Annotated in this window: 12 protein-coding genes and 1 pseudogene; 9 read left to right on the forward strand and 4 right to left on the reverse strand. The window is 75.4% G+C overall.

Features of this window, described 5'->3' with window-relative positions:
• Positions 1–363: 363 nt before the first annotated feature.
• The 9 genes from ACWDRR_RS08745 to ACWDRR_RS08785 are packed head-to-tail and all read left to right on the forward strand — an operon-like array spanning position 364 to position 11,811.
• The gene (locus tag ACWDRR_RS08745; protein WP_449771446.1) at positions 364–1,263 is read left to right on the forward strand and encodes a glycosyltransferase family 2 protein; all 900 of its coding nucleotides are present in this window, start codon (positions 364–366) and stop codon (positions 1,261–1,263) included.
• Entirely contained in the window at positions 1,260–2,582 is a 1,323-nt protein-coding gene (locus ACWDRR_RS08750; RefSeq protein ID WP_449771447.1) for a glycosyltransferase family 2 protein, read from the forward strand. The genes ACWDRR_RS08745 and ACWDRR_RS08750 overlap by 4 nt, the downstream gene beginning before the upstream one ends.
• Positions 2,579–3,901 (forward strand): glycosyltransferase family 2 protein, encoded by a 1,323-nt coding sequence (locus tag ACWDRR_RS08755; protein ID WP_449771448.1) that lies wholly within the window; start codon positions 2,579–2,581, stop codon positions 3,899–3,901. The genes ACWDRR_RS08750 and ACWDRR_RS08755 overlap by 4 nt, the downstream gene beginning before the upstream one ends.
• Positions 3,898–5,268, forward strand: a complete 1,371-nt coding sequence (locus ACWDRR_RS08760) for a lipopolysaccharide biosynthesis protein (protein WP_449771449.1) — start codon at positions 3,898–3,900, stop codon at positions 5,266–5,268. The genes ACWDRR_RS08755 and ACWDRR_RS08760 overlap by 4 nt, the downstream gene beginning before the upstream one ends.
• On the forward strand, positions 5,268–6,284 hold the full coding sequence (locus ACWDRR_RS08765; RefSeq protein ID WP_449771450.1) for a glycosyltransferase family 2 protein: 1,017 nt from the start codon (positions 5,268–5,270) through the stop codon (positions 6,282–6,284). The genes ACWDRR_RS08760 and ACWDRR_RS08765 overlap by 1 nt, the downstream gene beginning before the upstream one ends.
• Entirely contained in the window at positions 6,281–7,093 is an 813-nt protein-coding gene (locus ACWDRR_RS08770) for a polysaccharide deacetylase family protein (protein ID WP_449771451.1), read from the forward strand. The genes ACWDRR_RS08765 and ACWDRR_RS08770 overlap by 4 nt, the downstream gene beginning before the upstream one ends.
• Complete coding sequence (locus ACWDRR_RS08775) at positions 7,086–9,167, forward strand: glycosyltransferase (RefSeq protein WP_449771452.1); 2,082 nt, start codon at positions 7,086–7,088, stop codon at positions 9,165–9,167. The genes ACWDRR_RS08770 and ACWDRR_RS08775 overlap by 8 nt, the downstream gene beginning before the upstream one ends.
• Positions 9,167–10,516 carry a glycoside hydrolase family 16 protein gene (locus ACWDRR_RS08780; protein ID WP_449771453.1) on the forward strand — a complete coding sequence of 450 codons (1,350 nt, stop codon included), beginning with the start codon at positions 9,167–9,169 and terminating at the stop codon, positions 10,514–10,516. The genes ACWDRR_RS08775 and ACWDRR_RS08780 overlap by 1 nt, the downstream gene beginning before the upstream one ends.
• Positions 10,504–11,811 carry a carboxylate--amine ligase gene (locus tag ACWDRR_RS08785; protein WP_449771454.1) on the forward strand — a complete coding sequence of 436 codons (1,308 nt, stop codon included), beginning with the start codon at positions 10,504–10,506 and terminating at the stop codon, positions 11,809–11,811. The genes ACWDRR_RS08780 and ACWDRR_RS08785 overlap by 13 nt, the downstream gene beginning before the upstream one ends.
• A gap of 83 nt (positions 11,812–11,894) precedes the next feature.
• Here the strand turns inward: ACWDRR_RS08785 and ACWDRR_RS08790 are convergent, their stop codons facing one another.
• The 4 genes and pseudogenes from ACWDRR_RS08790 to ACWDRR_RS08805 form a co-directional block, all read right to left on the reverse strand.
• Positions 11,895–13,109, reverse strand: a complete 1,215-nt coding sequence (locus ACWDRR_RS08790) for an FAD-dependent oxidoreductase (RefSeq protein ID WP_449771455.1) — start codon at positions 13,107–13,109, stop codon at positions 11,895–11,897.
• Between the two features lie 114 nt (positions 13,110–13,223).
• Complete coding sequence (locus ACWDRR_RS08795; protein WP_449771456.1) at positions 13,224–13,868, reverse strand: GTP cyclohydrolase II; 645 nt, start codon at positions 13,866–13,868, stop codon at positions 13,224–13,226.
• 215 nt (positions 13,869–14,083) lie between these two features.
• Positions 14,084–15,727: a trypsin-like serine protease gene (locus tag ACWDRR_RS08800; RefSeq protein ID WP_449771457.1), complete on the reverse strand. Its 1,644-nt coding sequence runs from the start codon at positions 15,725–15,727 to the stop codon at positions 14,084–14,086.
• 119 nt (positions 15,728–15,846) lie between these two features.
• Positions 15,847–16,931: pseudogene (locus ACWDRR_RS08805) on the reverse strand (hypothetical protein); the annotation flags it as partial.

Here is a 16,931-nt window from a genome sequence, read left to right on the forward strand (position 1 = left end):
GCGGCGGCCGGCGGGGCCCCGGCGCAGAAGAGTCCACCGGTCAAACATGGCAAAATCCGGACAAACTACTTGACGTGACGCCGATCACCTGGGCACGATGAGGCCCTGGCACACCCCGTACTCCGGTACGGGAAGCACATTCGGCCAGTTCGACAGACCGGCGCTTCGGCGCCCGAGAGCCGGCGGCGCACCCCTCGCCCGGGCCGCCCCAGCCGCTCTCCACCGTTTCGGCAGCCCTCCGGGGCTTCCTTCCCGGGGCCCCGCCCCCGCGCGCCGATGTCGCGCACCGGGCCCGCCCCGTCACACCAGGGGCCGCGCCGTGCCCGGCGCCGCCCGCCGCCTCCTTCCGAGAGGCCGCCCCCTATGAGCACCACCCTGCCCCCCCACGTCGTTCCGCCCCCGGACCACGACGGCCGGCCGCAGCGCCGCGCCGAGGACCGGGCCGACGCCCGACGCCCGATGCGCCGGGCCGAGGACCGGGCCGCGGCCCGACGGCCACAGCGCCGCGCCGAGGACCGGCGGCCGATGCGCCGGGCCGGGGACGGCGTCGCCAGTAGGCACAGCGTCACCCTGGTCGTCCCCGCCCAGAACGAGGCCCGCAACATCCCCTGGGTGTTCGAGCAGATCCCGCGCTGCGTCGACGAGGTCATCCTGGTCGACGGCTCCTCCGACGACGCCACCGTCCCGATGGCCCGGCACTGCCTGCCGACCGTCCGCAGCGTCCAGCAGAGCGGGCCCGGCAAGGGCAACGCGCTGCGCACCGGCTTCGCCGCCGCGAGCGGCGAGTACATCGTCATGATGGACGCCGACGGCTCCATGTGGCCCGGCGAGATCCCGCACTTCCTCCACTTCCTCGACCACGGCTTCGACTTCGTCAAGGGCTCCCGGTGCATCGCCGGCGGCGGCTCGCTGGACCTCACCAAGGTCCGCTCGTTCGGCAACCGCGCCCTGCTCGCCGTGGTCAACCGCCTGTACGACGCGGGCCTCACCGACCTGTGCTACGGCTACTGCGCCTTCCGCCGCTCCTTCCTGGACGCGCTCGACCTGCGCTCCTCCGGCTTCGAGATCGAGGCCGAGATGATCGCGCACGCGCTGCGCTCCGGACTGCGGATCGCCGAGGTGCCGAGCCTGGAACTCCCCCGCCGCAGCGGTCGATCCCACCTGCACGCCGTCTCCGACGGCCGCCGGGTGCTGAGGACCCTGATCACCGAGCGTCCCGGCGCCCGGTCCTCGGCGGCCGCCTCCGCGGAGGAGCGACGATGAATGGCTCCGACCGGCGCACCGCAGCTGCCTGCCCGCGCTCCGCCGCCCGCGACTCGCTCTACACCCCCGTCCGTGTCGTCGACCTTGACCTGGACGATCCGAGCGAGCTGCACTCGCCCGGTGGTCTCGGTGCCGTCGACCCGGTCGGCCGCGTGTTGGCGTTGGTGCGGCTGCACGGACACCCGCTCGGCTTGGTCACGGCCACCGGAACAGCAGGCGACAGTGCCGCGCTGCGCCGGGCGCTGGTCGACGCCGCCCACCGGGAACTCCCGGTTCCCGCCCTGTCCACCGCGACACCCGCGGCGCGTCCCGGTCGGGTCGGCCGCGCCCGGGTGCCCGCGGGCCCGGTCACGGTCAGCGTGGTGGTCTGCACCCGCAACCGGACCGAACAACTGCGGAGCTGCCTCGACTCGTTGCTGCGGACCGGCTATCCGCAGGTGGAGGTCCTGGTGGTCGACAACGCCCCGCAGAGCGACGCCACCGAACGCCTCGTCGCCACGCGGTACCGGGACCGCGTCCGGTACCTGCGCGAGCCGGTGCCGGGCCTGTCCCGGGCCCGCAACCGCGGCCTGTCCGCGGTCCACGGCGAGGTGGTGGCGTTCGCCGACGACGACCTGATCATCGACACCGGCTGGGTGGAGGCGCTGGCCGGGGCGTTCCGCGCGGACGACCGGATCGGCTGCGTCACCGGGCTGGTGCTGCCGGCCGAGCTGGACACCCCGGCCCAGGCCGCCCTCGAACAGTACGGCGGCTACTCCCGCGGCTTCGCCGCCCGCGACTGGTCGCTGCGCGACCGCCCGGACGACCCGCTGATGCGGTTCTCGGTCGGCCGGTTCGGCTCCGGGGCGAACATGGCCTTCCGGACCGCCCTGCTGCGCGGCATCGGCGGTTTCGACCCGGCGACCGGGGCCGGCACGCCGGCCCGCGGCGGCGAGGAACTGCTCGCCTTCTTCCAGATGCTCGACGCCGGGCACACCGTCGCCTACCAGCCGGACGCCATCGTCTGGCACCGCCACCCGCGCACCTGCGACGCGCTGACCCGGCAGGTCTTCAACTTCGGCGTCGGCTTCGGGGCCTACCTGACCGCCGTCGTCTCCCACCGGCCCGGTGTGCTCGCCCCGCTCGTGCGGCGCGTCCCCACCGGCATCCGCCGCTGGCAGCGGGTGCGCCGGCACCGGGCCCGCTGCGGCCCGGCCGAGGGCGAGGCCGACCTGCTGCGACTGGGGCGCCGCGAGTTCCGCGGGCTGCTGGTCGGGCCGTTCGGCTATCTGCTCAGCGTGTGGCGCCAGCGCGGCCTGCGGACCGGAGGTGCGTCATGACCACCGTCCTGCGGGCGCCCGCCCAGGTGGTGGAACTCGATCTCGACCGGCCCGGTGGGCCGTGGCGGCCCGGCTTCACGGCCCCGGTCCGCCCGCAGGGGTCCGTGGTGGCCCTGGTCCGCCGGGCCGGCCGACCGCTCGGCCTGGTCGCGGTCGGCCCCGACGGCGGCGACGGCGCCGACGGCCATGAAAGCCCCGACGGCCCCGACGGCCCCGACGGCCCCGACGGCCCCGACCGGGACGCCGAGCGGCTGCGCCGGCGGCTGGTCGAGGCGGCCGAACGCCACCTGGACGCCGGGCCGCCCGCCGCCGCTCCGCCGACCCCGCCCGCCGCCGCCCCCGCGCCGCTGGTCAGCGTCATCGTCTGCACCCGGGGCCGGCCCACCCTGCTCGGCGACAGCCTGAGCGCGCTGCTGCGCACCGACTACCCGGACACCGAGTTCCTGGTGGTCGACAACGCCCCCGAGGACGACGCCACCGAACGGCTGGTCCGCGCGCTGGCCCCCGGCCGGCTGCACTACCTGCGCGAGCCCGTCCCGGGCCTGGCCCGGGCCCGCAACCGGGGGCTGTCCGCCGCCCGGGGCGAGTTCGTGGCCTTCACCGACGACGACGCGCTGGCCGATCCCGGCTGGGTGAGCGCCCTCGCCACCGCCTTCCGGGCCGACCCCCGGGTCTCCTGCGTCACCGGGCTCGTGGTGCCCGCCGAACTCGACACCGAGGCCCAGGCGGCCTTCGAGCGGTACTGCGGCTTCGGCAAGGGCTTCGCCCCCCGGGACTGGTCGATGCGCTCGGCCGGCCACGACCCGCTCTTCCCGTTCGCCGCCGGCCGCTTCGGCACCGGCGCCAACATGGCCTTCCGCACCACCGTGATCCGCGGCATCGGCGGCTTCGACCCGGCCACCGGGGCGGGCACGCCGACCCGCGGCGGCGAGGACCTGCTCGCCTTCCTGCGCGTCCTGGTCGCCGGGCACACCCTCGCGTACCGGCCGGAGGCCGTCGTCTGGCACCGGCACCGGCGCACCATGGCGGAGCTGGAGGCCCAGATCCAGGGCTTCGGCACCGGCCTCGGCGCCTATCTGACCGCCGCCGTCTCCCAGCGCCCCGGCCTGCTGGCCGACCTGCTGCGCCGGCTCCCGGCCGGCACCCGGTACGCCCTGCGCCGGGCCGGCTCCGGCGGGCCCGGCGGCGGTACGGCCGACGGCGACCCGGGGCTGGCCCGGCTCGGCCGGCTCGAACTGCGCGGCCTGCTGAACGGCCCGTTCAGCTACCTGGTCAGCCGCCGGCAGGACCGCCGGTTCCGGGCGGAGGACTGGTCGTGATGCAGTCGCTCGGCACGCGCTCGGCCGCCCCCGCCAGGCCCTGCTCCTGCCCGCTCCCGCTGCCCTGCCAGTGCTCCTACCGGGCCCTGCTGCGGGCCCGGGCCCGGGCCGCCCGGGGCCGGCTGTCCGGTGAGCCGCTGCTGCACAACGGCCACGTGCTGCTGGCGAGTTCGACGGTGGCGGCCGCGCTCGGCGCGATCTTCTGGCTGTTCGCCACCCGCTGGTACAGCGCCGAGACGGTCGGCCTCAGCTACGCCGCGGTCTCCGCCGCCGGGCTGCTCTCCGCGATGGGCCGCTTCAACCTCAACAGCGTGCTGGTGCGCTTCCTGCCCGGCGCCGGGAAGCACACCCGGCGGCTGGTGGTCCGCTGCTACCTGGCGAGCATCGTCGCCAGCGCGCTCGCCGCCGCGGTGTTCCTGCTGCTGATCCCGTGGATCTCCCCGAGCCTGGGGTACCTGCGCCAGCCGGTGGTGGCGGTCGCCTTCGTCGTGGTCACGGCCGGCTACTCGCTCTTCGTCCTGCAGGACGGCGCCCTGACCGGCCTGCGGCGCGCCGGCTGGGTGCTCGGCGAGAACACCCTCTTCGCCCTGGCGAAGGCCGGCGCGCTGGCCGTCTGCGCGGTGCTCGCCGTGGGCACCGGCATCCTGGTCTCCTGGGCGGCGGCCCTGCTCGTCACCGTCCTGCTCACCAACGTCGTGCTCTTCCGCCGGGCGATCCCGGACCACCAGCGCGCGGCCGGCACCGCCACGCCCGCGCCGCCGCGGGTGGCGGGGTACGCCGTCGCGGACTACCTGGGCAACATCTCCGGCATCGCCGCGTGCAGCGTCGTACCGCTCATGGTGCTGGCCGTGCTCGGCGCCGAGCAGAACGCCTACTACTCGCTCGCCTGGGTGATCGCCGACAGCCTCTACATGGCCGCCTACAGCATGGGCAGCTCGCTGGTGGTCGAGGCCGCCCGGGCACCGGAGCGGCTCGCCGAGCACGCCCGCCGCATGCTCTGGCACACCGGCCTGCTCGTCCTTGCGGCGGTCGTCGTGATCGTGGCCTTCGCCCCCTGGCTGCTGAGTCTGTTCGGGCCCGGGTACGCCGAGCACGGCACCACGGTGCTGCGGCTGATGGCGCTCTCCGCGCTGCCCACCGTCGTCCTGAGCCTGGCCACCGACGTCGCCCGGGTGCGCCGCGCCCTCGGCTGGATGATCGGGCTGCAACTCGTCTACGCCGTCCTGGTGATCGCCCTGGTCGCCGGACTGCTGCCCGTGCTCGGCCTCGCCGGGGTCGGGCTGGCCTGGCTGCTCGCCGCGACGGCACTCGCCCTTCCGCTGCTGGTCGCCCTCCCGCGCTGGCTGCCGTCCGATCGGAGATCGTGATGAACACCGTGCCGATGTCCGGACCGGGTACCGCACCGGGCCCCGCGCCCACCCTGTCCGTGGTCGTCTGCAGTTACACCCTCGACCGCTGGGACGACCTGTGCGCCGCCCTCGACTCGATCCGCGCCCAGCTGCGCCGGCCCGACGAGACCGTCGTCGTGGTGGACCACTGCCCCGCACTGACGGCCCGGCTGGCCGACCGCCCCGGCCTCCGGCTGGTCGAGAGCCCCGAGAAACCGGGTGTCTCGGGCGCCCGCAACACCGGGGTGACGCTCGCCCGCGGCGAGGTGGTCGCCTTCCTGGACGACGACGCGGTGGCCGAACCCGACTGGACGCAGCGGCTGCTGGCCGGCTACCGCGACCCGACGGTGCTCGGCGTCGGCGGCCGGGTCGACTCCTGGTGGGAGACCGGCCGCCCCGGCTGGTTCCCGCCCGAGTACGACTGGGTGGTCGGCTGCTCCTACCCCGGCGCCCCGGAGGCCACCGGCGCGGTGCGCAACTTCATCGGCGCCAACATGTCCTTCCGCCGGGCCGCGGTGGTCGCCGCCGGAGGGTTCCGCAGCGACCTCGGCCGGATCGGCACCAGCCCGTTCGGCTGCGAGGAGACCGAGCTCTGCCTGCGGCTCACCGCCGGACACCCCGGCGGCGAGCTGCGGTACGAGCCCGCCGCCGTCGTCCGCCAGCACGTCCCGCCGGCCCGCACCACCTGGCGCTACTTCAGCTCCCGCTGCTACGCGGAGGGCCGCTCCAAGGCCGTGGTCGCCCGGTACGCGGGCACCCGGTCCGCACTCTCCAGCGAGCGCCGCTACGTGCGCCGCACGCTGCCCGCCGCGGTGCTCGGCGCGCTGGGCCGGCGCCGGCTGCGGGCGGCCGGGGCCCTGGGCGCCGGCGCCTGCCTGGCGGCGGCCGGGTACGCCACCGGCCGGCTCTCCCGGGCCGACGCCGGGGCCGCCACCGCGCCCCCGGCCGTCGAGCGGGGAGGCCCGGCGGCGGTCCCCACCAGGAGCCGGCCATGAAAGCGGTACCGGTGTTCCTCTACCACTCGGTGTCGGACGACCCGCCGCCGTGGATCGCGCCGTACACCGTGACCCCCGCGACCTTCCGCCGCCAGATCGACCGGATCGTCGACAGCGGCCGGCCCGTGGTGCCGCTGCGGCGGCTGGTGGCGGCGATCCTCGGCGGCCCCCCGCTGCCGCCGCGCGCCGCCGTCCTCACCTTCGACGACGGATTCGCCGACTTCTACTGGACGGTCGCCCCGCTGCTCGCGGAGCGCGGCCTGCCGGCCACCCTGTACGTCACCGTCGGCGCCGTCCACCCGCCGGGCGGGCCGCCCACCGGCAGCCTCTTCCCGCCGGCGGACATGCTGAACTGGCGGCAGATCGGCAACCTGGACACGATGGGCGTCGAGATCGGCGGCCACTCCGTCACCCACGCCCAACTGGACACCGTCTACGGGCAGCGCTGCACCGACGAGATCGTCGAGTGCAAGCGGCGCCTGGAGGACGCCCTCGGCCACGAGGTCGCCGCGTTCGCCTACCCGCACGGGTACTCCAGCCCGGCCGTCCGGCGCAAGGTCCGCGAGGCGGGCTGGACGTCGGCCACCGCCGTCGAGAACAAGTTCAGCTCCGCGTCCGACTCCGTCCTGCGGATCTGCCGGCTGATGGTCCGCGCCGACACCCCCGACCACGTCTTCGAGGACTGGATCGCCGGGCGCGGAGCCCGGATCGGCCCCGTCCAGGAGAGCCTCTACACGCGGTACTGGCGCACCTACCGCCGGCTGCGCACCGCGGTCGGCAGCCCGGTCGGAAGGCCCTCCAATGGTTGACCAACTGGCCCGGACCCAACCCCCCGCGGGCGGACGACGCCCGGCCGCCGGCGGGCCGCGCCCCGGCGGGCTGCTGCGGTCGCTGCGCGACGGATGGCGGGCGGCCGGGCCGCTCGGCGTGTTCGCCCGTCTGGCGCTGCCCGCGGCGCTGGCCCTGTGGCTGCTCGCGCTGCCCCGGGTACGGCTCGGCGGCATGGGCGACCTCGGCCTGATCCAAGTACTGCCGGTGCTGTACTGGGCCGGCCTGGCCCTGCTGGTGGCCGGCTTCGTCGCCGTCCTGCGGGACCGGCGGATCCGCCAGCGCTGGGCGGCCGGGTACGTCCTCGCCCTCATCGCCTTCATCCACGCCACACCCACCCTGCTCTACCCGGAGCTGCGCTACGCGTGGGCCTGGAAGCACGTGATGGTCGTGGACGCCATGCTGCGCCACGACGGCTCCGTGCCCTACGCGGGCGAGCTGGACATCTACAACCAGTGGCCCGGCTTCTTCCAGCTCAACGTGCTGCTGCTGCGCGCCACCGGCCTGCACTCCGCGCTCGGCTACGCCGTCTGGTACCCGGTGCTCGCCAACGTCCTGCTGCTCGGCCCGCTGCTGCTGATCTTCCGCACCGTCACCCGGGACCGGCGGCTGGTCTGGGGCGGCATCTGGATCTACTACAGCGCCTCCTGGATCGGCCAGGACTACTTCTCCCCGCAGGCCTTCTCCTACCTGCTGTTCCTCGCGGTGCTCGCGCTGGTGCTCCGCCGGCTGGCGGCCGGCCGCGTGGCGCAGGGCCCGCCCGGGGCGCCGGAACCGGCCGTCGCGCCGGACCCGGCCGTGGCGCAGGCGCCGCCCGAGCGCGGTGCCCCGGCCGAGCGCGGTGCCCCGGCCGAACGCGGAGCCCCGGCCGTGGTGCGGGCCGGGCCGGGCACCGGTGCCCGGGCGATGACCTGGATGTCCGACATACCGCCCCGGGGCGGCTGGCGACCGCTGCCGTTCGCCCTGGTGCTGGTCCTGACGGCCGCCATCGTCTGCTCGCACCAGCTCACCCCGCTGATGCTGATCAGCACGCTGCTGATGCTCGCCCTCCCGCGCCGCAACCGCCGGGTGGTCCTGCCGGCCCTGGCCGGGGCCGTCGCCCTCACCTTCGCCTGGGACGCCACGGTCGCCCGGCCCTACCTGGCCAAGAACATCGGCAACCTGGTCGCCGCGCTGGCCTCGCCCGACAACAACGCGCTGCCCGGCCTGCAACGGCTCGCCCAGCCCGCCCCGGGCCAGGTGTTCGCCTCCTGGGTCGACCGCGGCCTGACCGGCGCCGTCCTGCTGCTGGCGGTGACGGCCGTCGTGCGCCACCGCTGGGTGCGCCGCACCAGCCTGCCGCTGATCCTGATCGCGCCCGTCCCGCTGCTGCTCGCCAACAGCTACGGCGGCGAGATGGTGTTCCGCGCCTACCTGTTCGCGCTGCCCGCCGCGGCCCTGCTCGCCGCCACCGTGCTGATCCCGTCCTCCCGCGCTCCCGCGCCCGCCGGGGATCCCGCAGCCGCCGTCCGGGGGCGGGGCCCGCGCCGGGTGCTGCCCGCGCTGCGCTGGGGGCTGACCACGGTGGCCCTGCTCGGGCTGCTGGGCGGCCTGGTCTTCGGCTACTACAGCAAGGAGGCCATGAACAACTTCAGCCCCGGCGAGGTCGCCGCCCTGCGCTACGTCGCGCACACCGCCCCGCCGGGATCGCGGATCGTCTCGGTCACCGCCGACCTGCCCGGCTCCGAGGAGCGCTACGACGAGCTCAGCCGGACGGCGCTCTCGCTGGGCACCCCGGCGGACCGGCGGGACCTGGTCACCGATCCCGCCTCGGCCGTCGAGGCCGCGCTCGGCGACCCGGCCATCACCGGCCCCTCCTACCTGGTGTTGACCAAGGCCCAGGCCGCCGAGTGCAGGCTCACCGGAATCCTGCCCGCCGACACCGTCGACCGGGTCCGCGACGCCGCCTCGGCCTCCGCCACGCTGCGCGTGGTGTTCACCGACGGCGACGCCACCGTCTACCGGCACTCCGCCCCGGTCGCCGTCGAGAGCCCGTTCGCCGAGAGTGGGCAGTGATGAGGCTTCCTCCCCGCACCGCCGCCCGCCTGGCGCTCGCCCTGTTCGGCTGGGTCGCGCTGGCGTCCACCGCGCTGCCCCCCGGCCATCCGCTGCGCATCGTGCTGACCGGCGGCTTCCTGGTGCTGGGCCCGGGGGCGGCCGCCCTGCTGGCCCGGCCGACGATCGCCCGCACCGCCGGCGGGCCCGACCGGCTCGCCGCCGCCGCGCTCGCGGTCGCGCTGAGCACCGCGCTCGCCGCGCTGACCGCCGTCGCGCTGCTGGCCCACCACGCCTTCTCGGTGAGCGTCGCGATCGCGGCCCTGGCCGCCGTCACCACGCTGCTCGCGCTGCTACCGCACCGCACCCGGCCGGGCCGGGGCGGCGGCCCGCCCGCCGAGGCACCGCCCGTGCGGCCGGCGGGCCCGGCACAGGAGGCCACCCCGGCGGCGGGCCCGGCCCCGCCGCGCGGGCCGTGGCGACCGGGCCGGCCCCGGCGGGTCGCCGGCGCCCTGGCGGCGGCCGTCCTGCTGGCGCTGTGCGCGGCCTGCTCCTCCGGCACCCCCGGCGCGGCCGGCGGTACCGGGTCGAGCGCGGCGGCGGGCACCGGGCTGCCGGTCGCGGCCGCCGCGAACCGTCCCCCGGCGGCCGGTACGTGGCGGCTGGTGTTCGACGACGAGTTCACCGGATCCACCCTCGACCCGGCGAAGTGGACCACCTGCTACGACTGGAACGACGGCGGCTGCACCAACGCCGGAAACGGCGAGGACCAGTGGTACCAGCCGGGCCAGGTCAAGGCCGGCGGAGGCCGGCTCACCCTCACCGCACAGCCCCGGACGGTGACGGGCAGCGACGGCCGGACGTACCCGTGGGTCTCCGGCATGGTCAGCACCGGCCGCGACTCCTGGAACGCCAAGCCGCGCCACACCTTCACCTACGGCTACTTCGCGGCCTCGATGAAGGTCCCGGCGAACCCGCACGGCTTCTTCCCCGCCTTCTGGCTGATCCCGGCCGAGACCCGGGGCACCCCGCCCGAGGTCGACATCGCCGAGTTCCCCAACACCGACCAGTACGTCCACATGAACCTGCACTGGCGCGGGGCGGACGGCTCGGACCAGCACGTCGGCCAGAACTGGGGCCCCGCCGACTTCTCCTCCGGCTTCCACGTCTTCGGCGTCGACTGGGAGCCGTCCACGGTCACCTGGTACGTCGACGGCAAGGCCTGGTTCCAGGTCACCGATCCCTCGCGGATCCCGAACGTGGCCATGGAGATCGTGCTCAACCTCGCCGTCGGGTACCTGGAGTCGCCGCCCGCCGGGACGGACTCGGCCGCCCTGCAGGTGCAGTGGGTCCAGGCGTGGCAGCACTGAGGGGCGGGAGCGCCATGGCCCGGAACCCGCTGCGCGCGGACCGGGCCGTGCCCGCGCTGCTGGTGAAGATCGGCCGCTACCCGCAGTCGCACAGCGCCGTCGGCGCGGTGCGCACCCTCGGCCGGCTCGGCGTCCCGGTCTACGCGATGGTCGAGGACCGCCTGACCCCCACCGCCCTCTCCCGCTACCTGACCGGAGCGCTGGTCGCGCCCACCACCGGCCGGGAGCCGCCCGCCGAACTGGCCGCCGGCCTGCGGGAGGCGGCCGGCGAGGTGCGGCGGCGGACCGGCCGGCGGGCCGTGGCGGTGGCCACCGACGACGAGGCCGCCGTGCTGCTCGCCGAGCACGCGGAGGAACTCGCCGAGGACCTGCTGCTGCCGCCGGTGCCGGCCGGCCTGCCCCGGCGGCTCGCCGACAAGGGGGGCCTGCACGACCTCTGCCGCGCCACCGACACCCCCACCCCGGGTGCCTGCGCGCCCACCGACCGCGACGAACTGCTGGCCGCCGCACGCCGGTTCGGCTATCCGCTGGTGCTGAAGAACCTCGCCTCCTTCACCCGGCTGCAACGCCCGGTGGTCGGCCACACCACCGTCGTCCGGACCGAGGCGGAGCTGCTGGCCCACTGCCCGGCGGACGGGCCGGACGGCGGCCCGGCGCTCGCGGTGCTGGCCCAGGAGTACCTGCCCGCCGACCGGGCGGAGGACTGGATCACCCACCTGACCTGCGGCCCCGGTGGCGAGCCGCTCGCCGCCTTCACCGGCGTCAAGCTGCGCTCCTGGCCCCCCGGGGCGGGCGTCACCACCCGGGCCCGAGCCGTCGCCAACCCCGAGCTGGCCGAGCTGGCCGTGCGGTTCTGCCGGCGGATCGGCTACAGCGGGATCGCCGACCTCGACTGGCGGCTCGACCTGCGCGACGGCCGGTACAAGCTGGTCGACTTCAACCCGCGGACGGGCGCGCAGTTCCGCCTCTTCGAGACCTCCGACGGCGTCGACGTGGTGCGCGCGCTGCACCTCTCGCTCACCGGGCGCCCGGTGCCGCGCGGGCCGCAGCTGCGGCGCGGCTACGGGGTCGGCCAGCTCGACCTGCTCTCCGTCGGCTCCGCCGCCTGGCACGAGCGCCGCCCGCCCGCCGACCTGTGGCCGCGCCGGGGCACCGAACGGGCCTGGCTCTGCCCGGACGATCCGGTGCCCGCGCTGGCCGAGGCCGCCAGGTTCGGCGGCCGGGCCGCCCGGTACGCCGCTCGCAGGCTCGCGGGGGCGGTCCGGGCGGGCGCCGGGGGAGCGGCGCGCGGCTGAGGGCGCCGGGGTGCCCGGTGAGTCCGGTGCGGTCGGGTGGGTCGGGTGGGTCCGGAGGGTCGGGTGGGTCCGGTGCGGTCGGGTCAGGCCGGTGCGCCGCCGGTGAGCGCGGCCGAGACCCGGCGCGCCGCGAAGTCCGTGCCGCAGACGAAGCGCAGCAGCGGGCCGAAGGAGTTCGCCGCGGACAACCCGGTGAAGTACAGCCCCGGGACGGAGGATTCGAACTCGTCGGACAGTCGCGGCGCCCCGTCCGCGGTGCGCCGCACCGCCCGCCGCACGCCCTCGTCGAGCAGGCCGAGGCGTTCGACGTCCACCCGGTAGCCGGTGGCCGCCAGGACGTGGTCGACCTCCAGATCGCCGGTGACGCCGCGCAGCCGCAGCCGGACCGCGCCCGCCCGCTCCCGCGCCGACTCCACCGACACCCCGGTGACCACCGGCAGGCCGGCGTCCTCGATCCGCTCCCGCAGCCACCAGGCACCGGCCGGGCCGAGCACCGTCCGCACCCGGCGGGCCCGGGCGTCGTCGGGGAGGTGGCGGAACGCCCGGGGAGCCTTGCAGTAGCCGAGGAGGTGCCACCCGGGGCCGAGTTCGGAGCCCGGGTAGCGGGCCCGGACCGCCGCCGGCCGCTCGCCCGGCAGGTCCGCCTCGGGCGCCGTGCCGAACCGCAGCCGGGGCGTCCGGGCCAGCAGCGTGGGTTGCGCCCCGGCCTCGGCGAGCAGGGCGGCGCTCTCCAGCGCCGACTGCCCGGCGCCGATCACCGCGACCCGGCGGCCGGCGAGGTGGCCCAGCTCCGCGTGGTCCGAGGTGTGCGAGGCCAGGCCCGCCCGCCGCACGGCGGCCAGTACCCCGGGGGCGTGGGCGAAGGCCCGCAGCCCGGTGGCGAGCACCACGGCCCGGCTCCGGAGCTCCTCCCCGGTGTCCAGCCGCAGCCGGAAGACGCCGTGGTCGTAGCCGATGCCGAGCACCGAGCAGCGCTCGACCTCGGGCACGCAGTGCTGCTGGAACCAGGTGCCGTAGGCGATGAACTCCGCGATCGGCACGGGGTAGCGGTCGCCGACCGTGGGCAGGCCCCGGGCCGCCCGGAAGTCGGCCAGCCGGTGCCCGGCGGCGGGCGCGGAGATGTTCGAGGCACGCGGGGTGGACTTCAGGAACATCCCCGCCGGCATGTGGGCGCGCCAGCCGGCCATCGGCTCCCCGAACACCCGAACGGCCGCACCCCGTGCCGTCAGGTGGGCGGCCGCGGCGAGCCCGTACGGTCCGGCGCCCACGACCGCGACCGGCAGTTGGTGCGTCGGCATGGACGCCTCCTGGAGCGCTGGGACGTCCTTCCAGGATGCCCCCGCGGCAGGCCGACGGCATCAGGTGCGTGGACGAACCGGCCCCCGCCCGGGTGCCGGCCGGGCCCGCCGGGCTCAGCCGACCAGGCGGGACAGCTCGATCGAGTGGCCGGTCCGCTCCACCTTGGCCCGCAGATAGCGGATGTTGCTGGCCGACAGGTGCACGCCGGTCGGCACCCGGTGCTCGACCGTGATGCCGAGGCCGGCCAGCTGGGCCGCCTTGTCCGGGTTGTTGCTCAGCAGGTCGACGGCGGTGGTGCCGAGTGCCGCGAGCATCTGGGCGGCGGCGGTGTAGTCGCGCCCGTCCTCGGGCAGGCCGAGCGCGGTGTTGGCGTCATAGGTGTCGAGGCCGGAGTCCTGCAGGGCGTAGGCGTCCAGCTTGTTGTACAGCCCGATGCCGCGGCCCTCCTGGCGCAGGTAGAGGAGGTAGCCGCCGGCCTCGGCGATCCGCTCCACCGACTCGCGCAGCTGGGGCCCGCAGTCGCACCGGTCCGAGCCGAAGACGTCGCCGGTCAGGCACTCCGAGTGCAGCCGCACCAGCGGCGTCCCGCCCTCCGGCACGCTGCCGAGGGCGAGCGCCAGGTGCTCGGCGCCGTCGGTCAGGCCGTGGAAGGTGAAGACCTCGGCCTCGGCGCGGTACCCGTCCGGGAAGGTCAGCGGGATGCGCACCCGGGAGCGCACCGTGGCGGTGCCGGGCTGCGTCGGAGCGGGCTGCGGCATGGGCGGGGCCTCCGTTACCGGGGTGATGGTCGGGTCCCGACGGTACTCGGTAGTTCCAATTTGAACAACTACGATCCGAGCCGCCCCGTCAGGACACGGGCTGTGACGACGCAGGTTCGCAACACCTCGTGGGGCCCCGCTGTTCCCACCGGTCACGGCAGGAGGAGCGGGCGGCCCGGTCGGGGCCGCCCGCTCCTCCGGTGTTTCCGGTCCGGTCAGAGGGTGCCGGTGATGGCGGTGCCGGTGTGGCTGCCGGTGACGCCCCGGAGGTCCAGGGCCTGGGGAGCGGTCCAGTTGCCGTCCGCGAGGCGGGCGGTGGTCAGGACCCGGTTGTCACCCGTGGTGATGGCGAACTGGGCGGAGCCGTCGACCGGGGCGGCGCTGACCGAGGTGGCGGTGACCTGTCCGATCACGCTGCTCACGGAGCCGAAGGGCTGCCAGGAGGCGTTGGCGTAGCGGATGGTGTGGAACTGGGCGCCGGTGTCGGTGACGACGACGAGGTTCATGTCGTCGCCCTGGCGGGCCATGGCGAGCGAGGTGACCGGGCCGGTGGCGCCGGCCGCGTCGGCCACCGCGCCCCAGCCGCTCCAGCTGCCGGTGGAGCCGGACCGGACGGTGTGGAAGACGTTCCCGTTCGCGACGGCGGCGACCTGGAGGTTCCCGCCCGCTCCGGCGGCGGCGAGGGTGGTGACGCCGCTCAGGGGCCCGGCGGCCTCGAAGACCTTGCCGAAGCCGCTCCAGTTGCCGTCGGCGTACCGGACGGTGTGGAAGAGCTGCCCGTCGGCCAGGACGACGACCTCCAGGTCGGCGCCGGTGGAGGCGATGGCGACCTGGGTGATGTTGCCGAGGTCGCCGACGTTGGCGTTCAGGTCGCCGAACGGGCTCCAGGTGCCGTCGAGGTGACGGATGGTGTGGTGCAGGTGGTTGTCGCCGCCGAGGGCGACGACGTGGGTGTCGCCGTTGATGCCGGCGGTGGCGACGGTGCGCACGCCGCCGATGCTGCCGGCCTTGGCCTGGACGTCCTCGTACGGGGTCCAGGAGCCGTCGTAGAGGCGGGCGGCCTGGTAGAGGTTGGTGCCGCCCTTGACCAGGGCCTGGGTCTTCCAGCCGAGCGAGGTGCCGCGGACCTGCTGGACCCAGGCGGCGAGGTCGTCGACGCGGGTGTTGGAGGCGCCGGTGCGGGTTTCGGTGTTGCCGAAGCAGCCGCCCTGCCAGGAGCGGGAGGCGACGGCGGCGAGTTCGGTCCGGCCGTTGACCTCGCGGATGACGGGGGCGCCGGTGTCGCCCTTGCAGACCGCCGCGCCGGCGGTGCCGGTGGTGTCGATGGCGGTGGTCTTGACGGCGTCGAGGGAGAAGACGCCGGAGTGCAGCTTGTTGGGTACCCACTCGGTCTTGGTGCGGCCGTAGCCGGGTACGCGCAGGCTCTCGCCGCTGGTGGGCGTGGTGGTGGCGAGGGTGAGCGGGGCGATGCCGTCGACCGGGGTGGCCAGGCGGGCCATGACGAGGTCGCGGTCCTGACGCGGCACCAGCTCGACGACGTCGGTCTGCTGGCCGGCGCCGGTGGTGAGGTCGGTGCGGCCGATGGTGGCGGTGGTGTGCCACTTCGGTGTGCCGGCCTGCAGCGTGGCGGGCTGGGCGGGGTCGTCGGCGAAGCAGCTGGCGGCGGTGATGACCCAGTTGCGGTCCACCAGGGTGCCGGTGCAGGTGCGGACGTTGTCGCCGATGGTGAGCTTGGCGGTGTAGGCGTAGGCGCCGTCCGCCGCCGGGTCACCGACGGCCGCACCGGCCGGAGCGGCGGAGAAGGTGGCCAGCGCGCCGACCACGGCGGTGGCGGCGGCCAGCGCACCGGTACGGTGCATTCGGGTCGAGGTGCTGCGAAGCATGGGTCCCCCCTTGGTCGGATGATGCCTGTGGTGTGGGTGGGGTGGATGATCCGTCAGATCATCCACCCCACCGTGTACGACGTGGTGGTACGGAGTCAGCCGGTGGTGGTGGCGGTGAGGGTCTTGGCGCCGGTGGCGCCGCCGGGGACCTCGCCCCAGCCGGTCCAGCGGCCGGCGTTGTAGTCGGCGTCGATGCCGTAGACCTTGTCGTCCTCGTTGACGGCGTAGACGTGGACGACGTTGTTGTAGGTGCTGCTGGTGACGGCCTTCAGGCGGTGGTCACTGATCTTGGCCCACTGCGGGTCCCAGTAGCCGGTGTCGAAGTGACCGCTGGTGGTGTAGAAGGCGTCGGCGCCGGCGATGGCCAGGTCGATGGTGGTGCCGTGGGTGCTGGCGCTGATGGCCTTCACGTTCGGCAGGCTGCCCGGCAGGTCGACCCACTCGGTCCAGCGGCCGGCCCCGTAGTCGGCGGACCGGGTGTACACCTTGTCGTCCTCGTTGATCGCGAAGATGTAGGTGGCGTTGTTGTAGTATGCGCTGGTGACGGCCTTGAGGTGGTTGTCACCGATCTTGTCCCAGAGCGGGTTCCAGTCGCCGGTGTCGTAGTTGCCGGTGGTGGCGTACAGCGAGTCGTCGCTGCCGATGATCACCAGGTCGACGAGGTTGCCGCGGGCGGTGGCGGAGATGTCCTTGACGCCCACGGCGCCGCCGGGGGCCTCGTTCCAGTCGCCCCAGGTGCCGCCGACCTTGCCGTCACGGCCGTAGACGCGGCCGTCGCCCGCGACGGCGTAGACGTGGACGGTGTCACCGATGGCCACGCTGTCGACCTTGAGCAGCTGGCTGGGTCCCATCGGGGTCCAGGGGCGGGTCCAGCGGCTGACGTTGTAGTCGGCGACCGAGTCCCACAGGGCGCTGTCGGAGCCGATGATCTGCACGTGCGTGCCGGCCTGCACGTCCGCGGTGCGGTACCGCAGGTCCTTCACCCAGGCGGCGAGGTCGTCGACGCGGGTGTTGGAGGCGCCGGTGCGGGTTTCGGTGTTGCCGAAGCAGCCGCCCTGCCAGGAGCGGGAGGCGACGGCGGCGAGTTCGGTCCGGCCGTTGACCTCGCGGATGACGGGGGCGCCGGTGTCGCCCTTGCAGACCGCCGCGCCGGCGGTGCCGGTGGTGTCGATGGCGGTGG

The organism is Kitasatospora sp. NPDC003701 (assembly GCF_053587085.1).

Excerpts from the sequence above, each read along its gene's own strand:
- ACWDRR_RS08750 (WP_449771447.1), top strand. The coding sequence starts at position 1,260 with ATGAATGGCTCCGACCGGCGCACCGCAGCTGCCTGCCCGCGCTCCGCC.
- ACWDRR_RS08770 (WP_449771451.1), top strand. The coding sequence starts at position 6,281 with ATGAAAGCGGTACCGGTGTTCCTCTACCACTCGGTGTCGGACGACCCG.
- ACWDRR_RS08780 (WP_449771453.1), top strand. The coding sequence starts at position 9,167 with ATGAGGCTTCCTCCCCGCACCGCCGCCCGCCTGGCGCTCGCCCTGTTC.
- ACWDRR_RS08745 (WP_449771446.1), top strand. The coding sequence starts at position 364 with ATGAGCACCACCCTGCCCCCCCACGTCGTTCCGCCCCCGGACCACGAC.
- ACWDRR_RS08795 (WP_449771456.1), bottom strand. The coding sequence starts at position 13,868 with ATGCCGCAGCCCGCTCCGACGCAGCCCGGCACCGCCACGGTGCGCTCC.
- ACWDRR_RS08800 (WP_449771457.1), bottom strand. The coding sequence starts at position 15,727 with ATGCACCGTACCGGTGCGCTGGCCGCCGCCACCGCCGTGGTCGGCGCG.
- ACWDRR_RS08790 (WP_449771455.1), bottom strand. The coding sequence starts at position 13,109 with ATGCCGACGCACCAACTGCCGGTCGCGGTCGTGGGCGCCGGACCGTAC.
- ACWDRR_RS08775 (WP_449771452.1), top strand. The coding sequence starts at position 7,086 with ATGGTTGACCAACTGGCCCGGACCCAACCCCCCGCGGGCGGACGACGC.
- ACWDRR_RS08755 (WP_449771448.1), top strand. The coding sequence starts at position 2,579 with ATGACCACCGTCCTGCGGGCGCCCGCCCAGGTGGTGGAACTCGATCTC.
- ACWDRR_RS08765 (WP_449771450.1), top strand. The coding sequence starts at position 5,268 with ATGAACACCGTGCCGATGTCCGGACCGGGTACCGCACCGGGCCCCGCG.